This is a genomic window from Telluria sp. ZB2R32, from assembly GCF_059685715.1.
Map to the genome: position 1 here is coordinate 1 of NZ_JCASIG010000001.1, position 23,406 is coordinate 23,406.

19 protein-coding genes and 2 tRNA genes are annotated in these 23,406 nt (G+C 58.2%); 6 read left to right on the top strand and 15 right to left on the bottom strand.

Going from position 1 to position 23,406, the window contains the following annotated elements; genetic code table 11:
* The first annotated feature begins 274 nt into the window (after nt 1-274).
* Nucleotides 275-622, top strand: coding sequence for a hypothetical protein (locus AC56LG_RS00005; RefSeq protein ID WP_497164100.1), 348 nt, complete (start codon nt 275-277; stop codon nt 620-622).
* Between the two features lie 111 nt (nt 623-733).
* On the opposite strand, the gene AC56LG_RS00010 is transcribed toward AC56LG_RS00005, so the two are convergent.
* The 3 genes from AC56LG_RS00010 to AC56LG_RS00020 form a co-directional block, all read right to left on the bottom strand.
* Nucleotides 734-1,048 carry a hypothetical protein gene (locus AC56LG_RS00010; protein ID WP_497164101.1) on the bottom strand — a complete coding sequence of 105 codons (315 nt, stop codon included), beginning with the start codon at nt 1,046-1,048 and terminating at the stop codon, nt 734-736.
* Between the two features lie 85 nt (nt 1,049-1,133).
* Entirely contained in the window at nt 1,134-2,633 is a 1,500-nt protein-coding gene (locus AC56LG_RS00015; protein ID WP_497164102.1) for a recombinase family protein, read from the bottom strand.
* A gap of 60 nt (nt 2,634-2,693) precedes the next feature.
* A complete protein-coding gene (locus AC56LG_RS00020; protein WP_497164103.1) occupies nt 2,694-4,193 on the bottom strand; it encodes a recombinase family protein in 1,500 nt (499 codons plus the stop codon).
* A 529-nt stretch (nt 4,194-4,722) separates the two neighbouring features.
* On the opposite strand from AC56LG_RS00020, the gene AC56LG_RS00025 reads away from it, so the two are divergent.
* The 4 genes from AC56LG_RS00025 to AC56LG_RS00040 all read left to right on the top strand — a co-directional run bounded on the left by AC56LG_RS00025 (nt 4,723) and on the right by AC56LG_RS00040 (nt 9,017).
* Entirely contained in the window at nt 4,723-6,075 is a 1,353-nt protein-coding gene (locus AC56LG_RS00025; RefSeq protein ID WP_497164104.1) for a hypothetical protein, read from the top strand.
* 578 nt (nt 6,076-6,653) lie between these two features.
* On the top strand, nt 6,654-7,076 hold the full coding sequence (locus tag AC56LG_RS00030; protein ID WP_497164105.1) for a hypothetical protein: 423 nt from the start codon (nt 6,654-6,656) through the stop codon (nt 7,074-7,076).
* A 58-nt stretch (nt 7,077-7,134) separates the two neighbouring features.
* Nucleotides 7,135-8,151: a caspase family protein gene (locus AC56LG_RS00035; protein WP_497164106.1), complete on the top strand. Its 1,017-nt coding sequence runs from the start codon at nt 7,135-7,137 to the stop codon at nt 8,149-8,151.
* A complete protein-coding gene (locus tag AC56LG_RS00040; RefSeq protein ID WP_497164107.1) occupies nt 8,148-9,017 on the top strand; it encodes a serine protease in 870 nt (289 codons plus the stop codon). Before AC56LG_RS00035 ends, AC56LG_RS00040 begins: the two co-directional genes overlap by 4 nt.
* A 1,131-nt stretch (nt 9,018-10,148) precedes the next feature.
* On the opposite strand, the gene AC56LG_RS00045 is transcribed toward AC56LG_RS00040, so the two are convergent.
* From AC56LG_RS00045 to AC56LG_RS00085, 9 genes are all read right to left on the bottom strand, one after another.
* Nucleotides 10,149-10,691: a hypothetical protein gene (locus AC56LG_RS00045; protein ID WP_497164108.1), complete on the bottom strand. Its 543-nt coding sequence runs from the start codon at nt 10,689-10,691 to the stop codon at nt 10,149-10,151.
* Nucleotides 10,688-12,925 carry a hypothetical protein gene (locus AC56LG_RS00050; protein WP_497164109.1) on the bottom strand — a complete coding sequence of 746 codons (2,238 nt, stop codon included), beginning with the start codon at nt 12,923-12,925 and terminating at the stop codon, nt 10,688-10,690. The genes AC56LG_RS00045 and AC56LG_RS00050 overlap by 4 nt, the downstream gene beginning before the upstream one ends.
* A 56-nt stretch (nt 12,926-12,981) precedes the next feature.
* Nucleotides 12,982-15,072, bottom strand: coding sequence for a site-specific integrase (locus AC56LG_RS00055; RefSeq protein WP_497164110.1), 2,091 nt, complete (start codon nt 15,070-15,072; stop codon nt 12,982-12,984).
* Between the two features lie 50 nt (nt 15,073-15,122).
* Nucleotides 15,123-16,469 carry a site-specific integrase gene (locus AC56LG_RS00060; protein ID WP_497164111.1) on the bottom strand — a complete coding sequence of 449 codons (1,347 nt, stop codon included), beginning with the start codon at nt 16,467-16,469 and terminating at the stop codon, nt 15,123-15,125.
* Nucleotides 16,469-17,674 carry a hypothetical protein gene (locus AC56LG_RS00065; RefSeq protein WP_497164112.1) on the bottom strand — a complete coding sequence of 402 codons (1,206 nt, stop codon included), beginning with the start codon at nt 17,672-17,674 and terminating at the stop codon, nt 16,469-16,471. Before AC56LG_RS00065 ends, AC56LG_RS00060 begins: the two co-directional genes overlap by 1 nt.
* A 173-nt stretch (nt 17,675-17,847) precedes the next feature.
* The gene (locus AC56LG_RS00070) at nt 17,848-18,471 is read right to left on the bottom strand and encodes a hypothetical protein (protein ID WP_497164113.1); all 624 of its coding nucleotides are present in this window, start codon (nt 18,469-18,471) and stop codon (nt 17,848-17,850) included.
* A gap of 12 nt (nt 18,472-18,483) precedes the next feature.
* Nucleotides 18,484-19,668, bottom strand: coding sequence for a zinc-dependent alcohol dehydrogenase (locus AC56LG_RS00075; protein WP_497164114.1), 1,185 nt, complete (start codon nt 19,666-19,668; stop codon nt 18,484-18,486).
* A gap of 185 nt (nt 19,669-19,853) precedes the next feature.
* A complete protein-coding gene (gene ypfJ / locus AC56LG_RS00080; RefSeq protein WP_497164115.1) occupies nt 19,854-20,741 on the bottom strand; it encodes a KPN_02809 family neutral zinc metallopeptidase in 888 nt (295 codons plus the stop codon).
* A complete protein-coding gene (locus AC56LG_RS00085) occupies nt 20,738-20,914 on the bottom strand; it encodes a hypothetical protein (RefSeq protein WP_497164116.1) in 177 nt (58 codons plus the stop codon). Before AC56LG_RS00085 ends, ypfJ begins: the two co-directional genes overlap by 4 nt.
* Nucleotides 20,915-21,093: 179 nt before the next feature.
* Here AC56LG_RS00085 and AC56LG_RS00090 point away from each other — a divergent pair, with 179 nt between their 5' ends.
* Nucleotides 21,094-22,035, top strand: coding sequence for a methyltransferase (locus tag AC56LG_RS00090; RefSeq protein ID WP_497164117.1), 942 nt, complete (start codon nt 21,094-21,096; stop codon nt 22,033-22,035).
* Between the two features lie 3 nt (nt 22,036-22,038).
* Here AC56LG_RS00090 and AC56LG_RS00095 read toward each other — a convergent pair whose 3' ends face one another.
* The 3 genes from AC56LG_RS00095 to AC56LG_RS00105 all read right to left on the bottom strand — a co-directional run bounded on the left by AC56LG_RS00095 (nt 22,039) and on the right by AC56LG_RS00105 (nt 23,401).
* Complete coding sequence (locus AC56LG_RS00095) at nt 22,039-22,740, bottom strand: YjjG family noncanonical pyrimidine nucleotidase (protein ID WP_497164118.1); 702 nt, start codon at nt 22,738-22,740, stop codon at nt 22,039-22,041.
* Between the two features lie 96 nt (nt 22,741-22,836).
* Nucleotides 22,837-22,926, bottom strand: a tRNA-Ser gene (locus tag AC56LG_RS00100).
* 385 nt (nt 22,927-23,311) lie between these two features.
* Nucleotides 23,312-23,401, bottom strand: a tRNA-Ser gene (locus AC56LG_RS00105).
* Nucleotides 23,402-23,406: the final 5 nt, after the last annotated feature.

Genomic DNA, 23,406 nt, shown 5'->3' on the forward strand with positions numbered 1-23,406 from the left:
GCATTCCGGGAATGCTGGCGGCAATCAAGGCGTGCGCCCATTTTCCGACACTGCGAGGGCTGCTTGAAGCGTTTTCATTGCTAGCCTTGCCGAAAATGCCTAAACAGCGTTACAAGCACTGGAATACTCGTTTATGTTCCAGAATTTGCCTTGGCCGTCCAATCTAGCTCTGAGCTTCTCGTTTTGAGTTTTTACACAGCCTGGGTCGGAAGCAGACGCGGCGGGAGGTTCGTAACCGGGCAGAAGCGGACCTTGGAAAAGACACGGGTGATTGATGACGATTGCAGATGAGTTTCGCCGGTCCCTTAAGTTTGGCCTCACCGAACTAGCGACTAATGAATGGGCAGTAACAGAAGCGCGAGAACAAGTTGTCGGCGATGTGACGCCAAGCGAGGCGTTCGAGAGCATCGTTGATGTGTTGAGTTTGGCCGGAGAGCAAACCGATCCATACGCTTTTGCCTCATGTTGCTGGCTCGTGCTCGACCTCGCAAAGCTTAGCGATACGACTGAACTCCCAAGGAATCTGGAAGAGGTCGTGGCATCAATAGCCCCAGTCGCGAGCAATCTACAAGTCGAGGCCGAGCTACAAAAGGTGGCGAACTGGTACCGAGTGAACCGTTAGCAGAAATGAGACTGGTACAGAACGAACCTCCGCAATGGGTCGTTAGCGGACGCGTCACTGCTCCGTTATAAGTCCAGTTCACCACTGCTTGCAGCTCACGGTAGCACAGCATTACCAGTTGTAGATAACGCGACCTCGGGCATTGAATACCACGCGAGGTGCTCCAGCAGAATCCAGCTCACTTGACGCAGGGTGGATGTAGAGGCGAGTAAAGTCTTGGGCTTCTATACGCTTTTCGATGACGCGTACAAAGGCTGAAACTGCCTCATGCAGTTTGATGTATTTCTCGAACTGGAAGTCATCAAGCTGAACGATGAAGCCGATGTAAGCGCAGCCTTCTAACAAGGGTTCTAACGATGCCTGCTCTGCCAGCGATTGGCATGTGCGTGTTGCATCGGAAAGGGTTGTATTGAACAAGGCAGACATTGCTTCGCTCCAAGCTAGACATCATGCAAAATCCTAGCTTAGTGCAGCAAATCTGAAAGCTATCATTTCTGATAGGTGTCTTTAGTTAGCCCAGACCAAATACATGCGCCATCGAGGCGTGCGCGAACTGTTGGTAGCTGGGCAGCGTACGTGTTGATGGCCAGAGGTACTGGTGTTCAGGGAAGTTTTGGACAGGCAGCAAGTAAATTTGGGCCACCTCTTCATTCGCTTGGTTCATACGTACCCATAACACGAAGTCAACCGCAGGCGCATGCCGGACCGTCACTTTCCAGCAAGGGTGACTACGTTCGTAGCGACACCTGGTGCATAGCAGCCGCACAGTGACGCCGTTAACGCGATATGTTCGCGTCGTTACCTTCTCGATCTGAGCATTTGCATGACGAGCACAGCGCTCGAGTTCAATCGCCATATCCTTGGTCACGCAACGAAGCCTGTATCGCGTGATCGTTGCACGGGAGAGCGACGGGCCTGAGACGCCGGCGGCTTCATATGCCGCCACCAAGCCTCGAAAGCGTAACGCATAGGACTTGGCCGACGGCAGATCGCTCTTGTCGATAAGATCAGCAGAGACCTTGCCATTCTCAACAAGGATGTCGCGTAGTCCATCAAGCATTTCGTCATCAGTCCAATGCTTTCCGCGGCGCAGACGGACCTGCCTGGTCCGGTTGAACATATCTTTGCTCACGATCCCCTGAAAGGCGTCTTCGACCCTGATCCATTTGTGCAGGTCATTGGGACGACGTGAGCTTCTTAAGCGCTGCGTGCTTCGGTTGAAGATAAGAGTGCCGGCATATTTCTCGTTCGTGAGTATTGCTTTGACGTTGTGTGCCGACCATGCCCGGCCGTATTGGTTCTTCAGTCCTTCAGCGTTGAGGGTCCCGGCAATTCTTGTGTCGGGCATTTGTCTGTCTGTGCACATGTCGAAGATCCTGCGCACTACGGCGACTTCTTTGCTGGGGCCATGAACGAAACCGACCCGATCAGTAGGCAAACTCTTCCGTTCACCTATCTCGAGTGTTCGGGAAGTACGGCCATCGACTGAGAGGCACTGGCGTCTGAGACCATAGCCAGCGGAGCCACCTTGCTTGAACCCGGCTGCGGTAAGCCGGCACTGCGCCCTGAAGACCTTGGCCGAGAGTTCCCGACTGTACTCCGCAGCCATCGCGCGTTTTAGACCTTTGAGTAACGTCGCGAGCGGCGAGCCATCATTCGTGAAAGGCTCGGCGCAGTAAGAAACCATAATGCCGGCTTTGCGACATGCGTACTCGTAATAGGCACTCTCGTCGACATCCTGAAACCGCCCCCAGCGACTGACGTCGTAGACCAAGACCGTCGCATAAGCCGCTTGTCCTGACTGGACCTCCTTGAGAAGTCGTAAGAGCCCGTTTCGTCCATCGAGCGTAAGTCCGCTTCGTCCTTCGTCGCGATACACAGCAACCACCTCAAAATCGTGCTGTGCTGCATATTCTCGCAGGGCCGACTCCTGATGGTCAGTCGAATAGTTCTGATGTTCAGTTGACGCTCGGACGTACAGTGCCGCACCGGGTGTAGGAGACAAAGGCATGGCGAACTCCTCAGAAATGCTAACAACTCCGTGTCACGTAAACGTTGCGCTTTCCGCACCTTACCGGCCGAAAATTGCTGCGACCGATGTAAACTGTATCTCAGCAAAGCCTTCGAGATTGGATGCTTTTAGATACAGCGCTCCATTAGCCAGCTTCGCTGCTGGGATCAAGAAATAGTCGATCAGCTCATGCGTGTCCCCGTGCAATCGTGCTGTGATGACGAAATCAGCTCCTGGACAAGGTTTAACTCTCCAGTTCACGAAGCCCTTCTTAGGCCTGCGTCGGGTCGCTATCTCTATTTTTACGCGAACTGAGTCATTGATGATCAATCGATGCGGTGCTTCACCGTCATCAACGGTAGCCCCGGCGGATCGTGCATGGCTTGCGGCCTCTTCAACAAGGTCGCGTAGCCTGGTAGCGATGACCCTCTTGGTTTCGACAAAGACATGTGATGGACAACGGTCTAACCCAGCAGCGTCATACGCAGCGATAAGAGAACCAAACCCCCGTACGAAAAGCTGAGGGTCCGGCATAAATGGATCCGCTGCGATGATCTTAGCATTTACCTTGCCATGCCTCTTGTGGCATGTCTGAAGCAGGTTAAGCAACTCGTCTAAGGTATACCGGCGAAGGCGCCTTGCTCGCTCATCTCGTGCCTGGGCAAATAGTGATGGCGAGATTAGGGGCTCGACGGCTCCCTCATTTATGACCCATTGGTCGCTTGGGTTGGCTGTGCGGCGGCTGGAGAGTTTGCAAGACTTGCGGTTGAACGCCAGCGTTCCGCAGTACTTCAGATTCGTCAGCAGTGAATTGACCATGGAGTGTGTCCACGGCCTGCCGAACTCGCTGGCAACTCCCTCATCATTCAAGAGTCGTGCAATAGCAGGTTCGCTGAGTTTTTGCTCTAGATATAGCTCATACACCCTCCGAATCGTGGCAGCCTCATGCGCCGGCCCTGGTATGAGAACAACCCGATCGGTAACAGCTCCCTTTGCTTCACCGTACTCGAGTACTCGACGCGGGATTCCATCCTTTGTGATGGCCAGGCGCCTCAGGCCGTAGCCAGCGTGGCCGCCCTGCTTGTAGCCGAACTGAGTGAATCGACACTGGGCATTGAACGTCTTTGTCGAAAGCTCACGGCTATACTCGGCAGCCATTGTGCGCTTAATGCTCTTCATTAATGCGCCAAGAGGCGTGCCATCGTCAGCGAATTGTTCGCCACTGTAGACTACCTTGATGCCAGCGCGACGGCATGTATGCTCGTGGTAAGCCGCTTCGTCAACATCCTGAAACCTGCCCCAGCGGCTTACGTCGTAAACGATGATGAGTTGGAACGTAGCCTTCCCAGACTGTACATCGTGGATTAGGTTGCTCAGTCCGGTACGGCGTCGAATGTCGAGGCCACTCTTTCCTTCGTCAACATACTCTTTGACGATCTCGATTCCATTGCCGAGCGCATACTCATGGATCTTGGCACGCTGATGGTCGGTCGAGTAGTTCTGATTTTCCGTTGACATCCGCACATAGATCGCGGCCTGAGGTTGCTGGCTTGATGACACGGCTACGCTCCTTGTTGAGCTACCGATGAGACCTGTGGATCAAGGAGAGTAGCTGATTCGGACGAGAAGCGACGCGCGTATCAGGTGCGAGGGAGAGTGGGTGGTGCAGAGTGGAGGCGTCCTCAGGCACAAGCAATGCTAAAGAAAAAACGTCGGACGTCTGCTACCGACCCGAAACGGACCTTCGACTACTTGTATTTCGTTAGCTCTTCGGCAAGGTTTCGTTGTAGTTATCTGCGCACGCTTGCGCGTAGCTCAGAGGCAGGACCAGTACTGGCAACAGCGCGCACGGAAGCGAGCGTACCAAACTTGCCATCGATGTCAATGCTGTGATGCAACAGGAACAATTAGCCACAGTATCCAATGTGGCCAAACCAAAAGTTGACATCTCCACAAGCTGTACGTACACTTTTGGCTACCTGCTCTGTCGGACTATTCCTATATCGCTTACGGTACTGGTATATGGACAGAACCGCGTGTCATTAGCAATCTGTCATATCTTCGTCGTCGCCGCAACCTATGCGCTGTCATGGAAAGGCTGAAAATGAGGGCTTTTAATTGCTGTCTCGGATTAGTGATCGTCGGTGCACTCAGTGGTTGCACCTATAATCCAGTCTTACATTCTCATGCCGCCCAGTTCGGGCATAGCGGGCTCGTATATGCCTTGCCTAAGGCACAATTCCAGGTAGACGTCGTTCGCAAGGTTGTTAGCGCCCAAGACGTCGACGCTGCCAAAAAAGCGAGCGACGCGGCAACGGCATCGGTTGCTGCCGCGGATAAGGCAGCAGCCGATGCAAAAGGTGTGTTGGCGGCTGCGCAAACGAACGTCGACGCATCGACCACAGCGGATCCGGTCCAGACGAGAGAAAAACTCGAGAGCGAAAAAGCACTCGCCATGATACTGCTTCGAGCCCGTAGTGCCGAGCTGGAGGTGGCCAAGCTGCAGGCCGGAGAGGCAGCGAAGCGGCTGGCGCAGGCAACGGCGAACCTCGGGAAGATGGAGCAGTCGGTCGTGCTCAAGGCACTGAGCGCAGCGCCCGATCATCGATATCGCTACGCTGTCGTACTCGATCCGAGCATGGTACGCGACGATAACCTCAAGCTGACCACGGCCAGCGGCCTGCTGAACTCAACCGTCAATGAATCGACTGGCCAGGCAGGCGCGCTGTTGGTTAATCTCGTCTCGTCATTTGCCGGAGCCAAGGGACCAAAGACCGCCCGCAGCGCGCACTACGAGGCCCCGGCGGCAGGATGCGAGCCGTTTGCACTGTCGCGAACCTTCGACCCGACTGACATGGCCGAGTTGGTCACACTGGCGCAGGTGCTTGAGCAACAATCGCAAGGGGCGCTGCAGCTTGTGCATGAAGGCCGCGCTGTCGATATAACAGCATCTCCTGTAACCCCAGCTGCGTCGGGCATCGCAAGCAAGTTTCCAGATGGCAGGATGCCGGGCCTTGTTTACCGCGCGCCCAAGCTTACCACCATTGAGATCAGGGCGAAGAAATCGCCAGTGTGCATTTCACAAGCTCAACCAGCCTATGCCAGCCTCAGCTCCACGGTCCCCGATGCAAGCACTGCCTATCTTTTGCCTATCGAAGCAGGGGCATTCACAAAGAGCAAAGTGGAATACGCTTTCAAGGATGGGATGCCGATCACCTACAATACCGATCGTCCAAGCCAGGCCGTGGCGGTTGCCCGCCTTCCAGTCGAAATCATGAAAGCTATTGTCGAGGTTCCGGCATCGATTCTCAAGCTGCGCGTTGACTATGATTCCACTGCGAATGCCCTGACAGATGCAGAGACAAAAGCGCTTAAAGCACAACTCGACCTACTTAAGGCACAACGTGAGCTTGAAAATGCCCAATCGGCAGACCAGGACTAATTGTTGTCATGCCCTATTACGCCCCATCGTAGCCACCTTCTTCATGGCAAGCCTTGGGTCAATAGTCGCCCATGCCCAAGGTATCACCGGGCAGGCGATTGGTTCGGCAAAACGGATTCCAGAAACCGAGCTTCTTCCAAAGCTTGTTCCAGCTGGCGAGGTGGCACGGTTCGGTTACTCAAAGGCGTTCATCGTCGAAGGAGAGACTGCGTTTACTTCGGGCGCCGTGCTAGCTGCCTCAGAAATCCGTTTCCGGCCAGGGGGAAAGCTGGTACTGAGTGCTAGCCCTAGCCAGGGAAATCGAGAACAGGCGGTCTACATGATCACGCCACGCATCGTGATCGAGCCAGGGGCACAGCCTGCAATCGTTACCTGGGCGGGCAGCAGAGCACCTACTAGTACGCCGCCGCCGGCGGGAAAAGCTGCGCCCGGCGCCGCGGGATACGACGGATCGCCTGGTCGAAAGGGCGAGAACGGAACGACAGGCAACAACGGCACGGTAGGAAGATCACCGCCTACGTTGTATATAGCAACGCGCGAAATCGACGGCAAGCTGATCGTGGATTGGCGTGGGCAGGATGGTGGTCCAGGCGGAGCCGGCCAGGACGGCGGAGACGGGGGACACGGCGGCACTGGCAGGCCCGCTTCGTCCAGCCTGTTCGATTGCCGACGTGGCCCGGGCGATGGCGGTACCGGCGGGGATGGCGGTGATGGCGGAACTGGCGGGAGCGGCGGTCGCGGCGGTGATGGCGGCCTATTCGTGCTGGTTGCCTTGCCAGGTGATATACCCGGGATCGCGAGCCGGATTTTCGTCGATCACGCATCGGGTGTTGGCGGTTTCGGCGGACCTGGAGGAAATGCTGGAAGTGGCGGACCTGGAGGAAAGGCTGGCCGGCCTGCGCCCCCATTTTGCCGGGCCGACGGACGAAACGGCGCAGCAGGGCGCCCAGGAAGACCAGGGGCTACGCAGGCTGATAAGCGTGGCCAGCAGGGACTGCTAGGGGAAATCGCGGTGGGTGAGCTGACCGACATGCAGGCACGTGCGATTGGAATAGTGCAATGAACCGGTGTTGCGTCTATCTGGCCTTACTACTCATTCTGGTGGCAGGTAGCGCGACAGCGCAGCAGCATTTGCTCGATTCCCTCGAAGGGCGCCCGTTTACGGAAGAGACTACGAAGCTGGCCCTAGTTGTCTGGGCGCAAAGCTACACCCATCTTTCCGTCGTAGAAAACGCAGAGAACGACGGCAATCGCATCGAACAAGAACTGAGCAAACTCGGCTTCAGGCTGCTCAGAACGGTCCAAAACGCATCTAACCCGTCAGACATCATGGATCGGGTCCATGAGGTGAAAGCGCAAATTGCGGCGTCGGCCGGTCCGGTTATGGTTGTGTTCTATTTCGCGGGACACGGATTTCAGATCGAAGGCGAAAACTACCTTGCCACGACGTCGGCATCGAATGCGTCCACTGCCGAGCTGTTGGCTGGCAGCGTACCCGTTAAGGAGATTACCAGAAAGCTCACTCCGTCACGGCGCGCCGGCACCCTGTTGATGATGCTCGACGCGTGCAGGACGGTCCGCTTTGCCGACGGTGCACTCAAGGATTTCCCAATCCGCGACGATCTCGAGCCCGGGTTCCGGGAAGGAACCTTCATCGCCTCGGCATTGATCAGCACATCCGCGGCGCCTGACCAGGCCGCGCGGAGCCAGAGCAGCTTCGGCGGGAATAACAGTCCTTATACGAGGGCAGTCGCTCCGCTATTAAACAGCAATCTTTCATTGACCGAGCTGCTTGAGGAAACGCAGAAGCAGGTGTTGCTCGACACGGAGGTCCAGCGCCCAACGTGGATACCGGCCACCTGGAGTTCGACCTTCTTCTTCACGCCCTCGAAAGAGGCCGAGAAGTCCGACTTGGAAGCGTGGGCGAACGTCACCCGCAATGTCGAGAACATACGGAGCTGTTCTTTAAATTATCTGCTGACTCACCCGACTGGCAAATTCGCCACGCGCGCAGAGTATCTGTTCGCATTGGCAAACGGTGCCCCTACCAATTGTTCTATCCCTAAGGAGCAATGATGAAATCGACGACGATCCTACCGCTCACCGTGCTATGTGCCCTAGCTGTACACCAACCGTCGGCGTATTCGCAAACTGTTCCTGAAAAATCCTTGATGCGACAAGCCGTCGACCGGTTTAAGGCAAATGACAAAGGCGCGCGAATTATCGGGGGCACACCTGCGAAATGGCAGGAAAACAAGTGGCAGGTAGCGCTCGTATATGCAACAGATCCCGATAATCGCCGGGCCCAATTCTGCGGAGGATCGATCATCGCACCTGGATGGGTCCTGACAGCCGCCCATTGCATCGATAAGAACTATCCTGCGTCAGACTATGCCGTCCTGTCGGGCACTGACACCCTGCTGAAGGGAGGACAACGCTCTCGGGTCACCGAGTACATCGTGCATGAAGGCTGGCGCGTATCGGGCAACAAGAGCCAATACGACAACGACATCGCCCTACTCAGAATTTCCCCTTCTCCTGCGCTTGTCGGGTCGCCCATACCGCTAGTCGCGGCCAATACAGTCTTGGATAATCTCGATGTATTGGTAACCGGTTGGGGCGTGACCGAGTTTCGCCCGACTGGTACGGAGCTGTTGCAACAAGTAACCGTTCCTTCCGTCAACGAGAAAGTGTGCAACAGCGGCGTTGCCTACAATGGCGATGTAACCGGCAACATGTTTTGCGCAGGCGCCTACCAAAAGGATTCCTGCCAGGGCGACAGCGGCGGACCTGCCACTTCGTTGATTCAAGGCCAGCGCCGGCAAGTCGGGGTCGTTAGCTGGGGGATCGGATGCGGCGAAAAGAATAAGTATGGCGTATACACTCGCCTGCCCCTATACGTCGGGTGGATCGCCGGAAAAACCGACGGCGCCGTCAAATAGCCACAAGGATAGGGTGCTCAACCTTTCAAAGGTGTTTTCAATCGAGCAAGCTCAAGGAATCGCCAAGCGATAAGAAAAACGTTACTCGCGCCGGGCTATTAGTCTGTATGCAGCAAAGGATCAATCCTGCGCTACAATTTTTCGAGTAAGTTAGGGCGCTTCGAGGTGCGGCCCACGCGTGCTCTGTTCACCAATGCACTTCCGAAAAAGCGAGTGTCGGAATCATGGACGTCCCAGGTTGGCAACAATCAGTGGATAGACCGCTGAAAGATTGAGCTGTAGTTGCGCCCGCCTAAACGTTTAATGACTGCTTTCGACCCCAAAGCTGACGTTGCCAACTATTTTGAGCAGCGTTAAGTGCGCTGTTTCAGTATCTCGACTGAGCCCATTGCGGCAGGCCAAAGCTGGAGGTGGTAATGGTCGTTGCCCTCCAGCCCGTCGGCTGATACAGAGTCAAGACCTTCAAAGCTGGCACGAACGCGATAGAGACCCGAAGGGATCTTAATGCGCGCTGCGTTAGGAAAATAATCCGTGCAGCCTGCCGCGACAATAGCCCCGCTTTTCACCGCAGTAGAACACTCGACGACTGGTTCAACTTGTCGGCATTGGATATTGGCTCGCGCTCCAAGATGGCAATAGTAACGGGCACTTCAACATTACGAACTGTGCCAATTTAAATCCATTTTCCCAGTGTTCAGCGTCGCTCACCTTGGTCAACAGCTAGAGCCTGAACAAAGGCGAGAAACATTGCCTCATCATTTACCGCCTCAAGCTTTTCGTGTAACTGCGTCATCTCGCACGTTCTCGTTGTTCAGCGTTCTACGGCAAGGTCCGCTTTTGGCCGAAGCAGACGATCAATAAGCGATCAGTCTACCCGAGATGTTGCCAGATGGGAAAGCTAGGCTAGTCTACGTGGCTGAGGCGAGCTAAAGGTCTGCTCCCGACCAGATGAGCAGCGAACCGCGTGACTTGAGCGTCGCGTTGTACGCCTTCCGATTCATCGTTCCGTACTTCCCGGGAGTCGGTTTCATTCATAAAGGCTACCCGAGCATCGGACGTTATGCCGTCCGGCATGATGCATGCAACAGGGCTGTTCTACCGCTCACTCACCCCGCTTTTGGTGGACGATACTCAATCCTTCTTGGACATAGAAATCACCCGCAACTCAGCCTGCTTCCTCAATTTGTCTCGCAGTTCGTCGAGATCTTTCTTGAGACTGGCGATCTCATCGTTGGCGGCCAATAGATCAAGCTCGGTCTTCATGTGGGCGTCCTTAAGCTGGTTGTAAAGCTCCTTCCAGTCTTGCACGCGCTCCTTGAGCGAGCGGCGACGACTCGACTGTTTGTCTTGTTGTCCCTCCTCGAGTGGTTCTTGCGGCTTATGAAGCTTGTCGAGCCACGTACGCAGTTCAGTCACAAGTTCCTTGTACGGCTCCTTGTAAAGCACAGTGAGCGTAACGGAAGCGCGACGGGCTACTTCTGATAGATTTAGCTTTGTGGGGTGTGGGTACAAGCCTTCATTGCGCAGGACCTCGGTCTCGATCTGGGTCATCGCCGCCCTGATGGCCGCCTTATTGGTTGAGGCTGCCTTTTCCGTGCGCTTGACAGCGCCGTCGCGGATATTGGCCTTTGCCTCTTCACTAAGGCTCCGTACGGCTTCTCTCCTCTTGCTCATGCCGTCACTTCGCACATGTACGCAGCAATCGAGGGTATGCCAATGTACTCCTGCTCGATGTCTGGGAAGCGCCCGATGTTAACCCTAATCTGTCCGCCCCAATAGGCAGCCAATCCCCGTTCGTCGTCGGTCAGTGCCTGCTCGTATGCCTTGACGGCGGTGTCCAGAATCCCCCGAACGTCATCTCTCAGGAACTCACGCTCAAGTCTGTGGGAGCACTGGGCAGAGCACTTGCTGGGCTCTGGGCGCCCCTTGGAGTTGCGACTGCAGGGGCCCGCAGTGCCGGGAGATTTGGTGCAGATCACACCCTTACGCACGAGCATCCACTGCTGGCCCCCGTTGGTGAGTAGGCGCCCAAGCTCAATGGCGCTTTCGGCACCCCATTCCTCGCCCCTCTCGTGGGCCTCGTGCACCTGCTCTTGTACATGGGCGTCGATTAGATCGGCCGCTCCGCCGCCGCAGCCCCCGTGCAGGTCTCCCGACAAGCTTTGCCCAGCCATGCGGCGCAACTCGGCCTGAGCCATGACCTCCACCGCCTCGGCAGCGCGCATTACGTTCATCTCCCTGGCGATCGCCTCTATCTCCAACCGCAAATCCTTATTGGCCAGGATATAGTGAAGGGTCATCTCGATATCGCGGTGCCCGAAGATTTCGTGAAGCACCATCGGCGAGTCTACCAAGGCTAGTGCGACCGTCCGCGCCAAGGTCTTTCGCAGGCGGTGCGAGGTGAAGTTCTGTCCTGCCGGCGCCGGGTCCATGCCCAGAGCTTCGGTATAGTACTGCAGCCAAACATTTGTTAGCAGAAACGGCTCTTGGCTGTAGCTTTGTAAGTAGAATTTTCCCCAGAGGTGGGTATCAGGCTGATAGCTAGGGTCGCGGGCTTGGTTAATCTCGTCTAGCCGGGCCATCAGGAGCTCCTGGCTCTCCACGGCCTCCTTTACTTGCACAACTACTGGCCACTCGCGTATCTCGCCCTCATGGGCAGCGGCCGTCTTAAACGTCGTGCTGTCGACGTAGTAGCAGAGCTCGCCGGCTTTCGTCCGCTCTCTCACGCAGCCTCTGTTCATCTCAAGCAGTTCGGACTCACGCGGCCCCATCGTCAGCCCCACGATGACCTGGTGCGCTGTCTGTACGTAGGCCATGAGGTCGAAGCAGTCCCGCGGCGTCTGTGGCAACCACCCGTGCTCCTCACTGCTGGAAGTTAGCGCAAGACGGAAGGGGATGCGGAGCAACGGTCGCCCCGTGCTGTCCAGCCAAGTAAAGGATCGCAGCATGCGTTTAACGGCCTTTCTACGCGAATTCGCTAAATTCTCCTGACTTAACGAACCCGACCGAATTGCTTTTGCTGTCCTCCCGTAAATAAGAGCTAACCTAGGGGCCAATCGAACCAAATTTGGACCGATCTCACGCATGAGCCATAGGCTGCGCTTGGCTAAAAGTGCTGCGTAGTCGTCAGGCAAGGGCTTAAACTCATCCGGATTGTGTCGCGGTCGGTTATTGATGGAGTTACCGGCCTTGAGGTCCGCGCTCGCGCTCGTCCCCTGCGTGGCGAATACATCGCTCCAGTACCCGGCGTCTGCCCATTGAGATAGTCGATTGTCCAGCGCCTGGATGATGTTTGACCGGTTCGGGCTATCGCCCCCCTCCAGAGCCTCTTGGGCCGTGATCAGGCCGAAGACGCGCCGCTCGCCTTGCAGTGAAGTAGCCGATTTGTCTTGAGACTTCAGCCCCTTGACGAGCGCGATGGGCAAGCACGTAAGAAGGTTGGCGTCGTTGGCGAATTTAGCAATCGTTGAGGGGGCGAGGTGGGAACGCTTGTTAGTTGCATATGGATTGGCGCATCGAAGGAGCAGCAAAAAACGCGTCATTGTCAATACGGCCTGATCCAGCCAATAATCGATGTGCGGGTAACATTGTTCGCTGTCTTGTAGTCGGCCAAGTAAAAGAGTCTTCAGCCTCCGCCGAAGGTCAATGTGCGTATAAGAGGGTTTGCGCGCCTTCTTGATTAGCCAGTTTGCCGGCGTTTGCCAGATACCGTAGACGGCGCCGTGGTGCAAGGCGGACTGGACTTCCGCGAGTTCGTCGGGCTGCATGTACTGGAAGCGCCTGGCGTCCCAACGTGTTAAAGCGCCGTTGCATGACTTCACGATATCGTCCTTATTTAGGACCAGCAACGAGACACTGCGCCCGTCAGTATTTGGGTCGCTGTTTTGAATTTTCAGTAAGGTATTCATCTTCTTGCTCTACTAGGATCATGCTGCGGCATCAATGACTCTTGGCGCAAGGCGATTTAAATCGATTCAAAGGGCATGACTCGGTGCGCGCCACTTTCGATTTTCTTATTCCAATGCTCAATCGATTCATGGGCAGCAGAGGCCTCGAACCCGGCAAGCGCCAATTGTGTGTTCTCTATCTCTTCGATGTAGTCTGTCGCTGCTTCCCAAGAGGCCATACTCATGCTTGACTTAATATGGGTTAGCTCGGCCAAGCGACGTGCGATACCGTCCAGACTCTCGGGGGTAATAACTGCATGCGTCACGCATAACATGCAGCGTTGCACGTCGCAGACCCTCGTGCCATTCGGCTTGAAGTGCGGCGCCACATGGTGGGGCGGGTAGTACGGGTCACTGCAACGGGTGCCTAGTTGCGTAAGCATCAAGGTGCGGTAAGACTTCAGGCGCCTACGCTGCTCTTCGGAAGGCTTACCATGTTGCACAGTGAACGACACTACCGAGGGATCGGCTTGACCATGCTCCTCGACCTCGCTCCACCAAGCCTTCAATACTTCTCGAGCCTTCTTCTGGTTGCGCACCCGAACGACAACGTTGTTGGTGTAGGTAATCGTTGTACTTATTCGGCGATGACCAAGTACCCGCATTACCGTTAGGATGTCACCGCCGCTGAACTCATACCAGTGCAAAGCATAGGCGTCCCGAAAGTCGGTGGCGGTCATCTTACCAATAGGGTCCTCAGGGGTACGCTTATTCAGAGACTTAATAATTCCTTCGAGGAACGTGCCTGTCGCCGCTTTTCTACCGAAGTTAGTGTCGGTTAAACGATTGATGACACCGAATCCTGAGCGTTTACCTGTTGAGCTATATGTCCCATATAAAAAAAACAGTTGCGCCGCCTCTTCAATTCCTAGCTTCTCCTGCTCCAACGCCATAACCGCTTTCGCGTCCAAGCCAAGGGCAGTGGATTCGGCCAGCATTGCCTCAACGGCTTTGCCCTTCGCCTGCAACTGATCCCGTAAGGGCTGGGTCACCTCAATTAGGAAGTTGATGATTGAGTACGGTCCATGCTGTGTCTTCTTCAGGCCGCTGCAGCGTTGCTCAGTGTTCTTAGCTCGACGCTTGATCCCCCTCATGATGTAGCGATTCTTGTCGGTCGGGTGCGTCAGAAAAATTTGGTCATTGAACTTTAGGTCGAGGAGCACCGCTGGATTCCATCCAGTGGTCGCCAGGCACAGATGGAACGCCGCCCTGATGGCCGTGGCGTCGGGGAAGAAGTACGAGCTAAGCTCGGGATACCCCATGAATACGCCTCGCCTCGCCTGAATGCCTTTCGGATTGAGCTGCTCCGGCGTAGGCAGGGCGACTATATACGTCTGCTGCGTATCCTTGAACCGCCGCAGACTTTCCAGGATGAATTTCCGATCTCGAGGTAACTTTTGCGCCTCCTCGTCCGGCAGCATCAAAAGGCGCTGCGCAAAATCGTATTTGTCGCGCCAGCCGAACCACAGGCGTTTGAGCGCGTCCTTGACCCGCTTTACCTCGGCCAGGCTGTTCAGGTGCTTGACATTACCTAAGCCTCTCGCGGGTGGTCCTTGCCAGAGCAGTTGCTTCTCCCCTAGAGCCAAAAGCGTCAAGTTGAAACACCTGAGTGCGCTGAAGAATGATGGCCCGTCGAAATTTCGGTCGATAAGGGCCTGTCGGTGTACGTCTGAGAGTTCGGTCACCGACATAAGCTGCGGTGCGCCGGGAGCCTGAGCCTCGATTTCATCGAAGATGCGCCACATGGATCGCAAAGCCGTGAGTCTCTGACGGATGGTCGCATCCGCCTCACGCAATGCCAGATCACGCATCGCGGGTAGCAGTTCTAGGATCAGTTCATGTCGTCCGGTGAAGGCGGTGTTGCCTTTCCTCCTAGTGCCTGCATACCCCTGCGCCAATACTGACACGTCAAAGACCATGCCCGACAATGCGGTAACCCAGAAGTTCTCTTCAGCGAGCATCGCTGGAATTACCGTCTGCGATTGCTGCGCGACGTGAGCATCGTCGTGGACGCCTTTTGTCTGGACGATCAACGCGACGTTGGCGACGGCCGCTTCCACCTTGCCATGCTCTAGAAGGTGGTCTTTTCTGGTGATTCTGATGCTCATGCGATCTGCGTTACTGGTCTCTTGTAGGCTCTATGGCTCAATTTGTGCATCTAGGTGAGGTCGATTGGATCAGCGCCCGTCTCTTCGTCGGTTTCATCGAGAACGAGGGGGGTACCGAGCTGATTCATCGCCCAACGCAGGTACAGCATTGTGGTTTCTTCGGACAAATGTCCTAGTTGCGGCTGGATTCTGGTTTTGATGATGCTCAAGACATTCTTCTCATTGCCGCGTTCCTCGGCGTTGAGCCTCTGGAGCTCGTCCGACAACGTCATGCATGCCCAAAAATGGCGCCCCATGTGGGGACTCCAGCGGCCTGGGAATTCTCGTGGAACCGAGGTCCAAGCGTCCCAAACAGCCTTGCCCGTCCACTGCTGCCCGTTGTCGTCCCGCAAGAAAAGACGCAACAGTGAGGCCGCAACCAATTCTCGGTGCTTGCCCTTGAGGTCGGCCAAGCTTTTGGTCATGGCCTTGACGCGGTCCTTCCTTCGGTACTCATGCCACTTGAAGGCCAACGTTCTCGGCACGCGGATGTCTCTCCCATCCTTGCGCTCGTCGCCGGTGATCGAGCATGTTTCGAGCGTTCTACCTTTGCATCCCCACTTCAACTTAACCGCGACTTCCTGAAGGTGCAGCGGCTGTGTCGTATTGACCACTTCCCAATCTGAGGGATTTTGCGGAAGCGAATCGAGCCGCAGGCATACCGCCTCCTCTCGGCGAATCGCAGTGCGCAAGATCGAATCGGCGATCAACTCAAATGCGGCGCCATGAAGCTCCCTGGCCTTTTTAATCCACTCTACGACCTGTGGCTTGGTAGGAAGAGTAATATTTTGCGGTTTGGGTTTGCGCTTGTCTTCGCGCACCTCTAATTTTTTAGTGCTTTTGCGAGAACGATCGTGTCTGCCGTAGGAAACGGTAACTATCTTAGTTTTCACCTCGAACGGCTCTCGCTCACCAACGTCAGCCATCCATCGCAGGTACTGCACTGCAATTTCAACGCGCACCTCGACTGTGGCGTCTGCAAGCTTTCCGCCACTGCGCGACCACACCCCACTCGACATCTCCGTCCGATAGCGTTCAATGCTTTGCTCGTAGTCGCAACTCTGTAGGTCCAGGGCGCGGCGATCTGCCCAGTCCAGGAAATTCGCCAAGCGCTCCGCCGTGTTGATCATTGACTTGCGGGCCGGCTTTCTTGCCCCGAGCTTGTTATGGAAGCCCTCGGGGAACCGCCACTTGGCGTAGGCCAAGTCCAGGAGAAAGCGCAATGCGAGTCGATGTACCCCGGGCTTACGGTCGAAGATGAGCGGCCTTCCGATCATTTTTGGGTAGGCAGCAGCTGTCACTCCGTAACGAGGGACTTTTACGACTGAAAAGGGTCGGATGAGGTGCAAACTTTCCATTAAATGTTTCGCGCATTTTTACTCTCAGCAGTATAAACACTAACGCGCGGCATCTCAACAAATCGATAAAGAAAAGCTGCCAAGAACCTAAAGCGGCAGGTGTCGCTGTAATAGGCATTGTCGTAGGCGGTGTTGACGTGCACGGCGATATAGGTCGCGGTGTTCTTGCCGTCCAGCGACTGCCAGCCGAGCACGTTCTTCAGCGCGTCGTAGGTGTTCATCAAGCCCCACATCGCATTCACCGCGGCAGTCTGGCCATTCGCGTCGGTGGTGCTGCCGCCGCGGATGTACTGCTTGCCGTCGCCCCAGGTATTGGTCGCGTTGGTGTACATGTCGCCGGCCTTGCTGCCATTATTGGCATTCGTGATCGCCATCGCGCCATGGGTGCCGCCGGTGCCGCGTTCCGGATCGAGCATGCGGTAGCTGCCTTCGCTGAACGTGGTGCTGATCGGCACCTCGCCGTTGTACTGGCTCTTTCCCACGCCGACCACGTTCTGCAGCGCGCTCCAGCGGTCGATGATGCGCGCGTCCTTGGCGCTGACGACGGTGTCGTGGTAGTGCGGGTGGTCGCCGCGCTGCATGCGCGTGCGCACCAGGTAGGCCAGCTCGTAGCGGTCGACGACTTCCTGCACGTCAAGCGCATTCAGCTCGGCTTCGAGCTTGTTGACCGCGCCGGGCAACCGCTCCATTTTCATGACCGGATAGATCAGCAGTTCGGCCGTGGGCGGCGCGATGTGGACCGCTTCCGGCCCGGTGACCGACAGCGTGGCGCCGACGGCCGCGTCGATCGCCGCTTTCGGCGGCACCAGCGGTTTGACGTTGAAGTCCTGGGTGGCCGCGCCCAGCCGGTTGGCGGGGCCGCGTCCGAGGTGCAAGCGCCGGGTCGCGGCCGACTCGGAAACGATGGCGGCGGCATCGACCACCACCACCGACTCCGAACCGAACACGCGCAAGCCCTTGTAGGTGTGGGCGGCGCGCACCACCTGCGTGCCCTGGACGCCGGGATGCTGCTGGGCGAGCGCGAAGCCGTGGTTGTTGTCGAGCCCGCGCGCCGTGCGGCCTTGGGCCAGCTTCGATACGAGGGCGGCGCTGGCGGCGGCGGACCGGGTTACAGGCGCGCTCATCATGGGACCAGGCGCGGCAATGCCGGTACTTGCAATCAGGACGCCGAGGGGTGCAGCCAGCAGGCGAAGTTGAAGCTTCATCTCGTCTCCATTCGAAGAAAGTTCCGGCGGAAATGGGCCGGACATCATCGAAGTGTGAACGAGTATCAAGAAAAGAATTTGCCTAAACGCAAGAAGCCCCACACGCTGCGCGGGTACGCAACGGCGGGGCTTCCCTCAAGCTGAAACGGTCCGGCTACGCCAGCCGAAACCGCTTAATAACGATCGTCGTAGCGGTCGTCGTACCGGTCTTCCGAGCGGTCTTTCAGCAGGAAATAGGCGGCAGCACCGATGGCGCCGGCAATGGCGACCTTCTTCGCCAGGCCCGCCTTGTTGTGCTGCCACTCCGATTTCAGGCCCATCTCGCCCAGGATGTTCGGCACGTGGCCATGGGCCAGGTCGTCGACCACGCCTTCGACCACATTGATGCGGTCGGCGCCGAGCAGGATCAGCCAGTGGCGGATGTCGTTCTCCGAGAACTTGAACGCGGCGCGGCGCAGCAGGCCCGACAGCCCGGACGGCGGCTGTACCGTGCCGTGCAGTTGGGTGATGCCGGGCCGTTCGTTCGACACCAGCACCTCGACGCGCTGTTCCTGCGGCTGCGGCGTAGGCGCATCGGCCGGCGTATAGCGCGGCGGGGTACGCTCCATCGGCACCGCCGGACGGTTCTTGTGATCGAGGTCGGCGCCCCAGCCCTTGATGTGGGTCAGTTCCTCGCGTGTGCGGCGGTGCTGCTTCAGTTCGGGCTGGACCGGGTGGTCGTGCCCGTGGCTGTGGTCGTGATCGTGATCGTGATCGTTGTCGTGGCCGATATGGACGGTCATGTCGCGGTTATCCATGCGTGTGCCTCCTTATTTCGATGCGCTGGCCGTGACCGCGCGCACTTCGTGGGCACGCGGCGGGATCAGGATCGGTTTGATGCAGTTGTCGAGTTTGCTCGAGAAGATATGGTACGCATCCGCCACTTCTTCCAGCGGAATGCGGTGCGTGATGATCTGCTTCGGATCGATGTGTCCGGCGCGGATGTGCTCGATCAGGCGCGGCAGGTGGCGTTTGACGCTGGCCTGGTTCATGCGCATCGTGATGCCCTTGTTCAGCGCGTTACCGATCGGCACCGCATTGAAGGTCGGGCCATACACGCCGACGATCGAGACGTTGCCGCCCTTGCGCACCGAGTTGATGCACCAGTGCAGCACGGTGGCCGCGCCGGCCTGCATCTTCATCAGGCGGCCAGTGACCGTTTGCGCCACGCTGCCGGCGGCGTCGCCGCCGACCGCGTCGATGCAGACGTCGGCGCCCAGCCAGTCGGTCATCTTCTTGATGTGCAGCGCCATGTCGCCGACATCCTTGAAGTTCACTACTTCGCACTGGGCGAAGCGCTTGACGAATTCGAGGCGGTAGTCGACTTCGTCGACCACGATCACGCGCCCGGCGCCGAACAGCCAGGCCGATTTGGCGGCAAAGATGCCGACCGGGCCGGCGCCGAACACGACGACGGTATCGCCTTCCTTGATGTCGCCCATTTCCGCGGCCTGGTAGCCGGTCGGCAGCGCATCGGTCAGCAGCACCGCGTCGTCGTCGACGATGTCGTCCGGGATCTTGATCGGAGCAATGTCGGCCATCGGCACGCGCACGTATTCGGCCTGGCCGCCATCGTAGCCGCCGGCAGTGTGCGAATAGCCGTAGATGGCGCCGACGGCGGTCGCTTGCGCATTCACGTTGTGGCAATTACCGTAGAGCTCTTTCTGGCAGAAGAAGCAGGAGCCGCAGAAGATGTTGAACGGCACCAGCACGCGGTCGCCCACCTTCAGGGTTTCGACCTGGGAGCCGACTTCTTCGATGATGCCGATGAACTCGTGGCCAAAGGTGTGGCCGACCCGGGTATCCGGCACCATGCCGTGGTACAGGTGCAGGTCGGAGCCGCAGATGCACGAGCGCGTGACGCGGACGATGGCGTCGCCCGGATGCTCGATCACGGGGTCCGATTTGTGGGTCGCGCGGACGCGGTAAGGCCCTCGATAGTTCATTGCCAGCATAAATTCCTCCTCGAAAGTTTTGCAATGCCCACCGGCCGAACCAGGGCCGCTGAGCGCGTAGAACCTTAAGTTATGTCAAAACGCTATCGATTACCAGAAGCGCACGAACGAGAATTCGTGTTTTTTAGCGCTTTTTAACATTAAGTTCGCAGCAGGAAACCGACAATTCCTGCTGGAAGCAAAAATCACAGGCTGCGCGCCTCGAAGGTGTTGCATTGCTTCACGTCGCCGCCCTCGAAGCCGCGCTTGAACCAGCGCACCCGCTGCTCGGAACTGCCGTGGGTAAACGAGTCCGGTACCACGGTGCCGCGCGCCTGGCGCTGCAGGGCGTCGTCGCCGATGGCAGTGGCCGTGGCCAGCGCGCTTTCGATGTCGCCCTGCTCGAGCAAGGCTTCCTTTTGCTGCGTACGGTTGGCCCAGACGCCGGCAAAGCAATCCGCCTGCAATTCGAGCCGCACCGACAGCGCGTTGCCCTCGGTTTCCGAGGCTTGCGCCTGGGCCCGGTGCACCTGGTCCGACACGCCGACCAGCTTTTGCACGTGGTGGCCGACTTCGTGCGCGATCACATACGCCTGGGCAAACTCGCCGCCGACCTTGAAGCGCTCTTCCATCAGGCGGAAGAAGCTGAGGTCGATATACACGTTCTGGTCGGCCGGGCAGTAGAACGGGCCGGTGGCGGCATTGCCGGCACCGCAGGCGGTACCGGTACGGCCTTCGAACAGCACCAGCGTCGGCGCCCGATAGGTACTCCCCTGCTCGGCGAAGATCGGAGTCCAGACGTCCTCCGTATAGGCCAGAGTGGTGCGCACGAAGCGCGATTCGCGGTCGGTGGCCCGGGGCGCATTCGGGTCGCGCTGCTGCTGCACCTGCGGCGCCGGTCCGCCCCCGCCGCCGAGGATGCCCAGCACCGTGCCCGGATCGACGCCGAAGACCAGCGAGGCCACCAGGGCGATGGCCACCGTGCCCAGGCCGATGCCGCGCCCGCCGATGTTGAAACCGCCGCCTCCGCCACCGCCGCCGTCGCCGCGGCGGTCCTCGACGTTATCGCTTTCGCGGTCGCCTTCCCACTTCATCGCGGCCGCCGCAGGTTGGTCGAATTCGTGCTTGCGCGCGCATCCTTCAGGCGAAATTCCTCGTCCACGGCCAGGCCGGCGCGGGCGTCGTCGTTGAGGGTGCGTTCATGGCGTTCGCGTTCGACTTCGCGGTCGACGCGCATGTGTTCCTGGTCGGGAAGAAGTGGCTTCATCGTTGTCCTTTGTTTCTCGATTGTCTTGCGCCGGCACCGTTGCCAACTTGAACATGGATGCAGTATGGACGCGCCCCGCAAAACGGTATGTTCGGGTATTCACATAAGCGCCCCGCCGCGCTGCCTTTATGTGCGCCAGCGCACAGAAGCCGGCCTATCGGTACCGCATGCTGGCACGCATGACCACTTCCTCCATCGATACCGACGCCCTGCTCGCGCTTGGCCAGGCCCTGCAGCATGCAGGCTACCAATTCACCACCATCACGCCGGCGACGCACCGCCGCGTCAATGGCCGTCCCGAGAACGACTGGGCACGTGATCTGCGGGGCGTGTTCGGCTGGAGCCGGCCGTTTCGAGAGGACACGCTGCCGGGCGAGATCGTGGCGTTGATGCGGCGCGCGGGCGTGCTGGCCGAGCGCAACGGCAAGCTGTGCGCCACCGTGCGCGCCTCGACCATCGGCACGCGCCTGTATTTTCACTCGGCCTTTCCGACGCGCGAGGAAGACGCGGTCTTCTTCGGCCCGGATACCTACCGCTACGTCGCGGCCCTGAAGCGGGCGATGGAAAACATGACGCCGCCGCGGCGCGCGGTCGACATCGGCGCCGGCGGCGGGCCGGGTGCGATCGAGGTGGCGGCGCGCTTTCCGCAGACTGAGACGATCGCGGCCGACATCAACGAACGCGCCCTGATGCTGGCCGGCGTCAACGCCCGCCTGAACGGCACCGCCAACGTGCAGGCGCGCCACAGCGACCTGCTGAAAGACCTGGACGGCGAATTCGGCCTGGTGCTGTCGAACCCGCCCTTCATCCTCGACCCCGACAAGCTGCGCTACCGCCACGGCGGCGACATGCGCGGCGCCGGCCTGTCGCTGCAGATCGTCGAAGCCGGACTGCAGCGCCTGCGCGCGGGCGGCACGCTGCTGCTGTACACGGGCATCGCCATCGTCGATGGCCGCGACGAGTTCCTGGAAGCGATCCAGCCGCAGCTCGATACCGCCTGCGCTGACTGGAGCTATGAAGAACTCGACCCCGACATCTTTGGCGGGCAGCTCGATTGCGAAGGGTATGAAGAGGTGGAGCGGATCGCAGCGGTGTGGTTGCGGGCAACCAGGCGATCTTGAAGCCTAGCGGTTCGCGAGCGCGCGCAGGCTTGGGACGACCTCGTGCAGGCTGGCCGCTTCGCAGGTCGGGATCGCCTGCGAATCATTGTCCAAGTGGTCCGGATTGAACCAGCAACTGTCGATGCCGAAGCGGTTGGCGCCGAGGATGTCGGCATCGAGCCGGTCGCCGACGATGACGGTTTCCTCTCTCACGAAGCGGCGCGCCTTGCGCGTGGCGTAGTCGAAGAAGCGGCTGTCCGGCTTGGCATAGCCGCAGGCCTCGGACGTCGCCACAAAAGAGATATGCGCGGCCAGATTTGACGCGGCGATGCGGCGGTGCTGGATATGGTCGACGCCGTTGGTGATGATGCCGACCTCGCCGACCGCCGCCAGGGTTTCGCATACCTCGATTGCGCCATCGATCAGTACCACCGTCTCGGACAGCGATTCAAGGTAGAGCGCACTGGCTGCCACCGGATCGAGGTCGAGTTCGTTTTGCAGAAAGGTCTGGTGGAAGCGTTCGACCTTCAGCGCATCCTTCGACACCAGCCCTGCTTCGAAACGGCGCCAGAGGGCCAGGTTGATGGCCTGGTACTTCGGGAACAGCGTGTCGATTCCCTCTTGCAGGCCGAGCTGCTGCATCGTGCGCAGGAAGGAGAGCCGCTCGGATGCCTTGAAGTCGAGCAGCGTGTCGTCGAGGTCGAAGAGGAACAGGCGGTGGTTCATGGTATCTGTGCGAACAATGATCTACGTTCCGCTGGGCACAGGTGCCCAGCCTCCCGAAAATGAAAAAAGCTCCCTGCGGGAGCTTTTTTCATTTTCTGGCGGAGAGGGTGGGATTCGAACCCACGGTACGATTTAACGTACGCCTGATTTCGAGTCAGGTACATTCGACCACTCTGCCACCTCTCCAGAATCGGTGTTGCGGTCGCTGCAAGGCTGGCATTATAGCGGCCGGTCTTCGGTTGTGCAAGGGAATGATGTCACAGGCATAAACCCGCGGCTATGGTGCACCGTAGGGTGGACTCCTGAGTCCACGCGTTCGTACCTTTGCAGATCCTACCGCCTCCATAACCGCGCACTGCGAAGAATGGCTCCCTGCGGGAGCGTTGTACGGCGGGTGGGATTCGCCCACGTGCCGCGGGCCGCCCGTGCGCAAGTATGCGCACGTCTTCGAATCTACCGCCTTGGCGACACACGCAAGGCCCGCGGATAAGGGCGCCCCACGCCCTTATCCCCTTGCCCCTCTCCGCCACCAAATAAAAAAGGACTCCCGAGGGAGTCCTTTTTTATTTATTGGCGGAGAGGGTGGGATTCGAACCCACGGTACGATTTAACGTACGCCTGATTTCGAGTCAGGTACATTCGACCACTCTGCCACCTCTCCAGGTA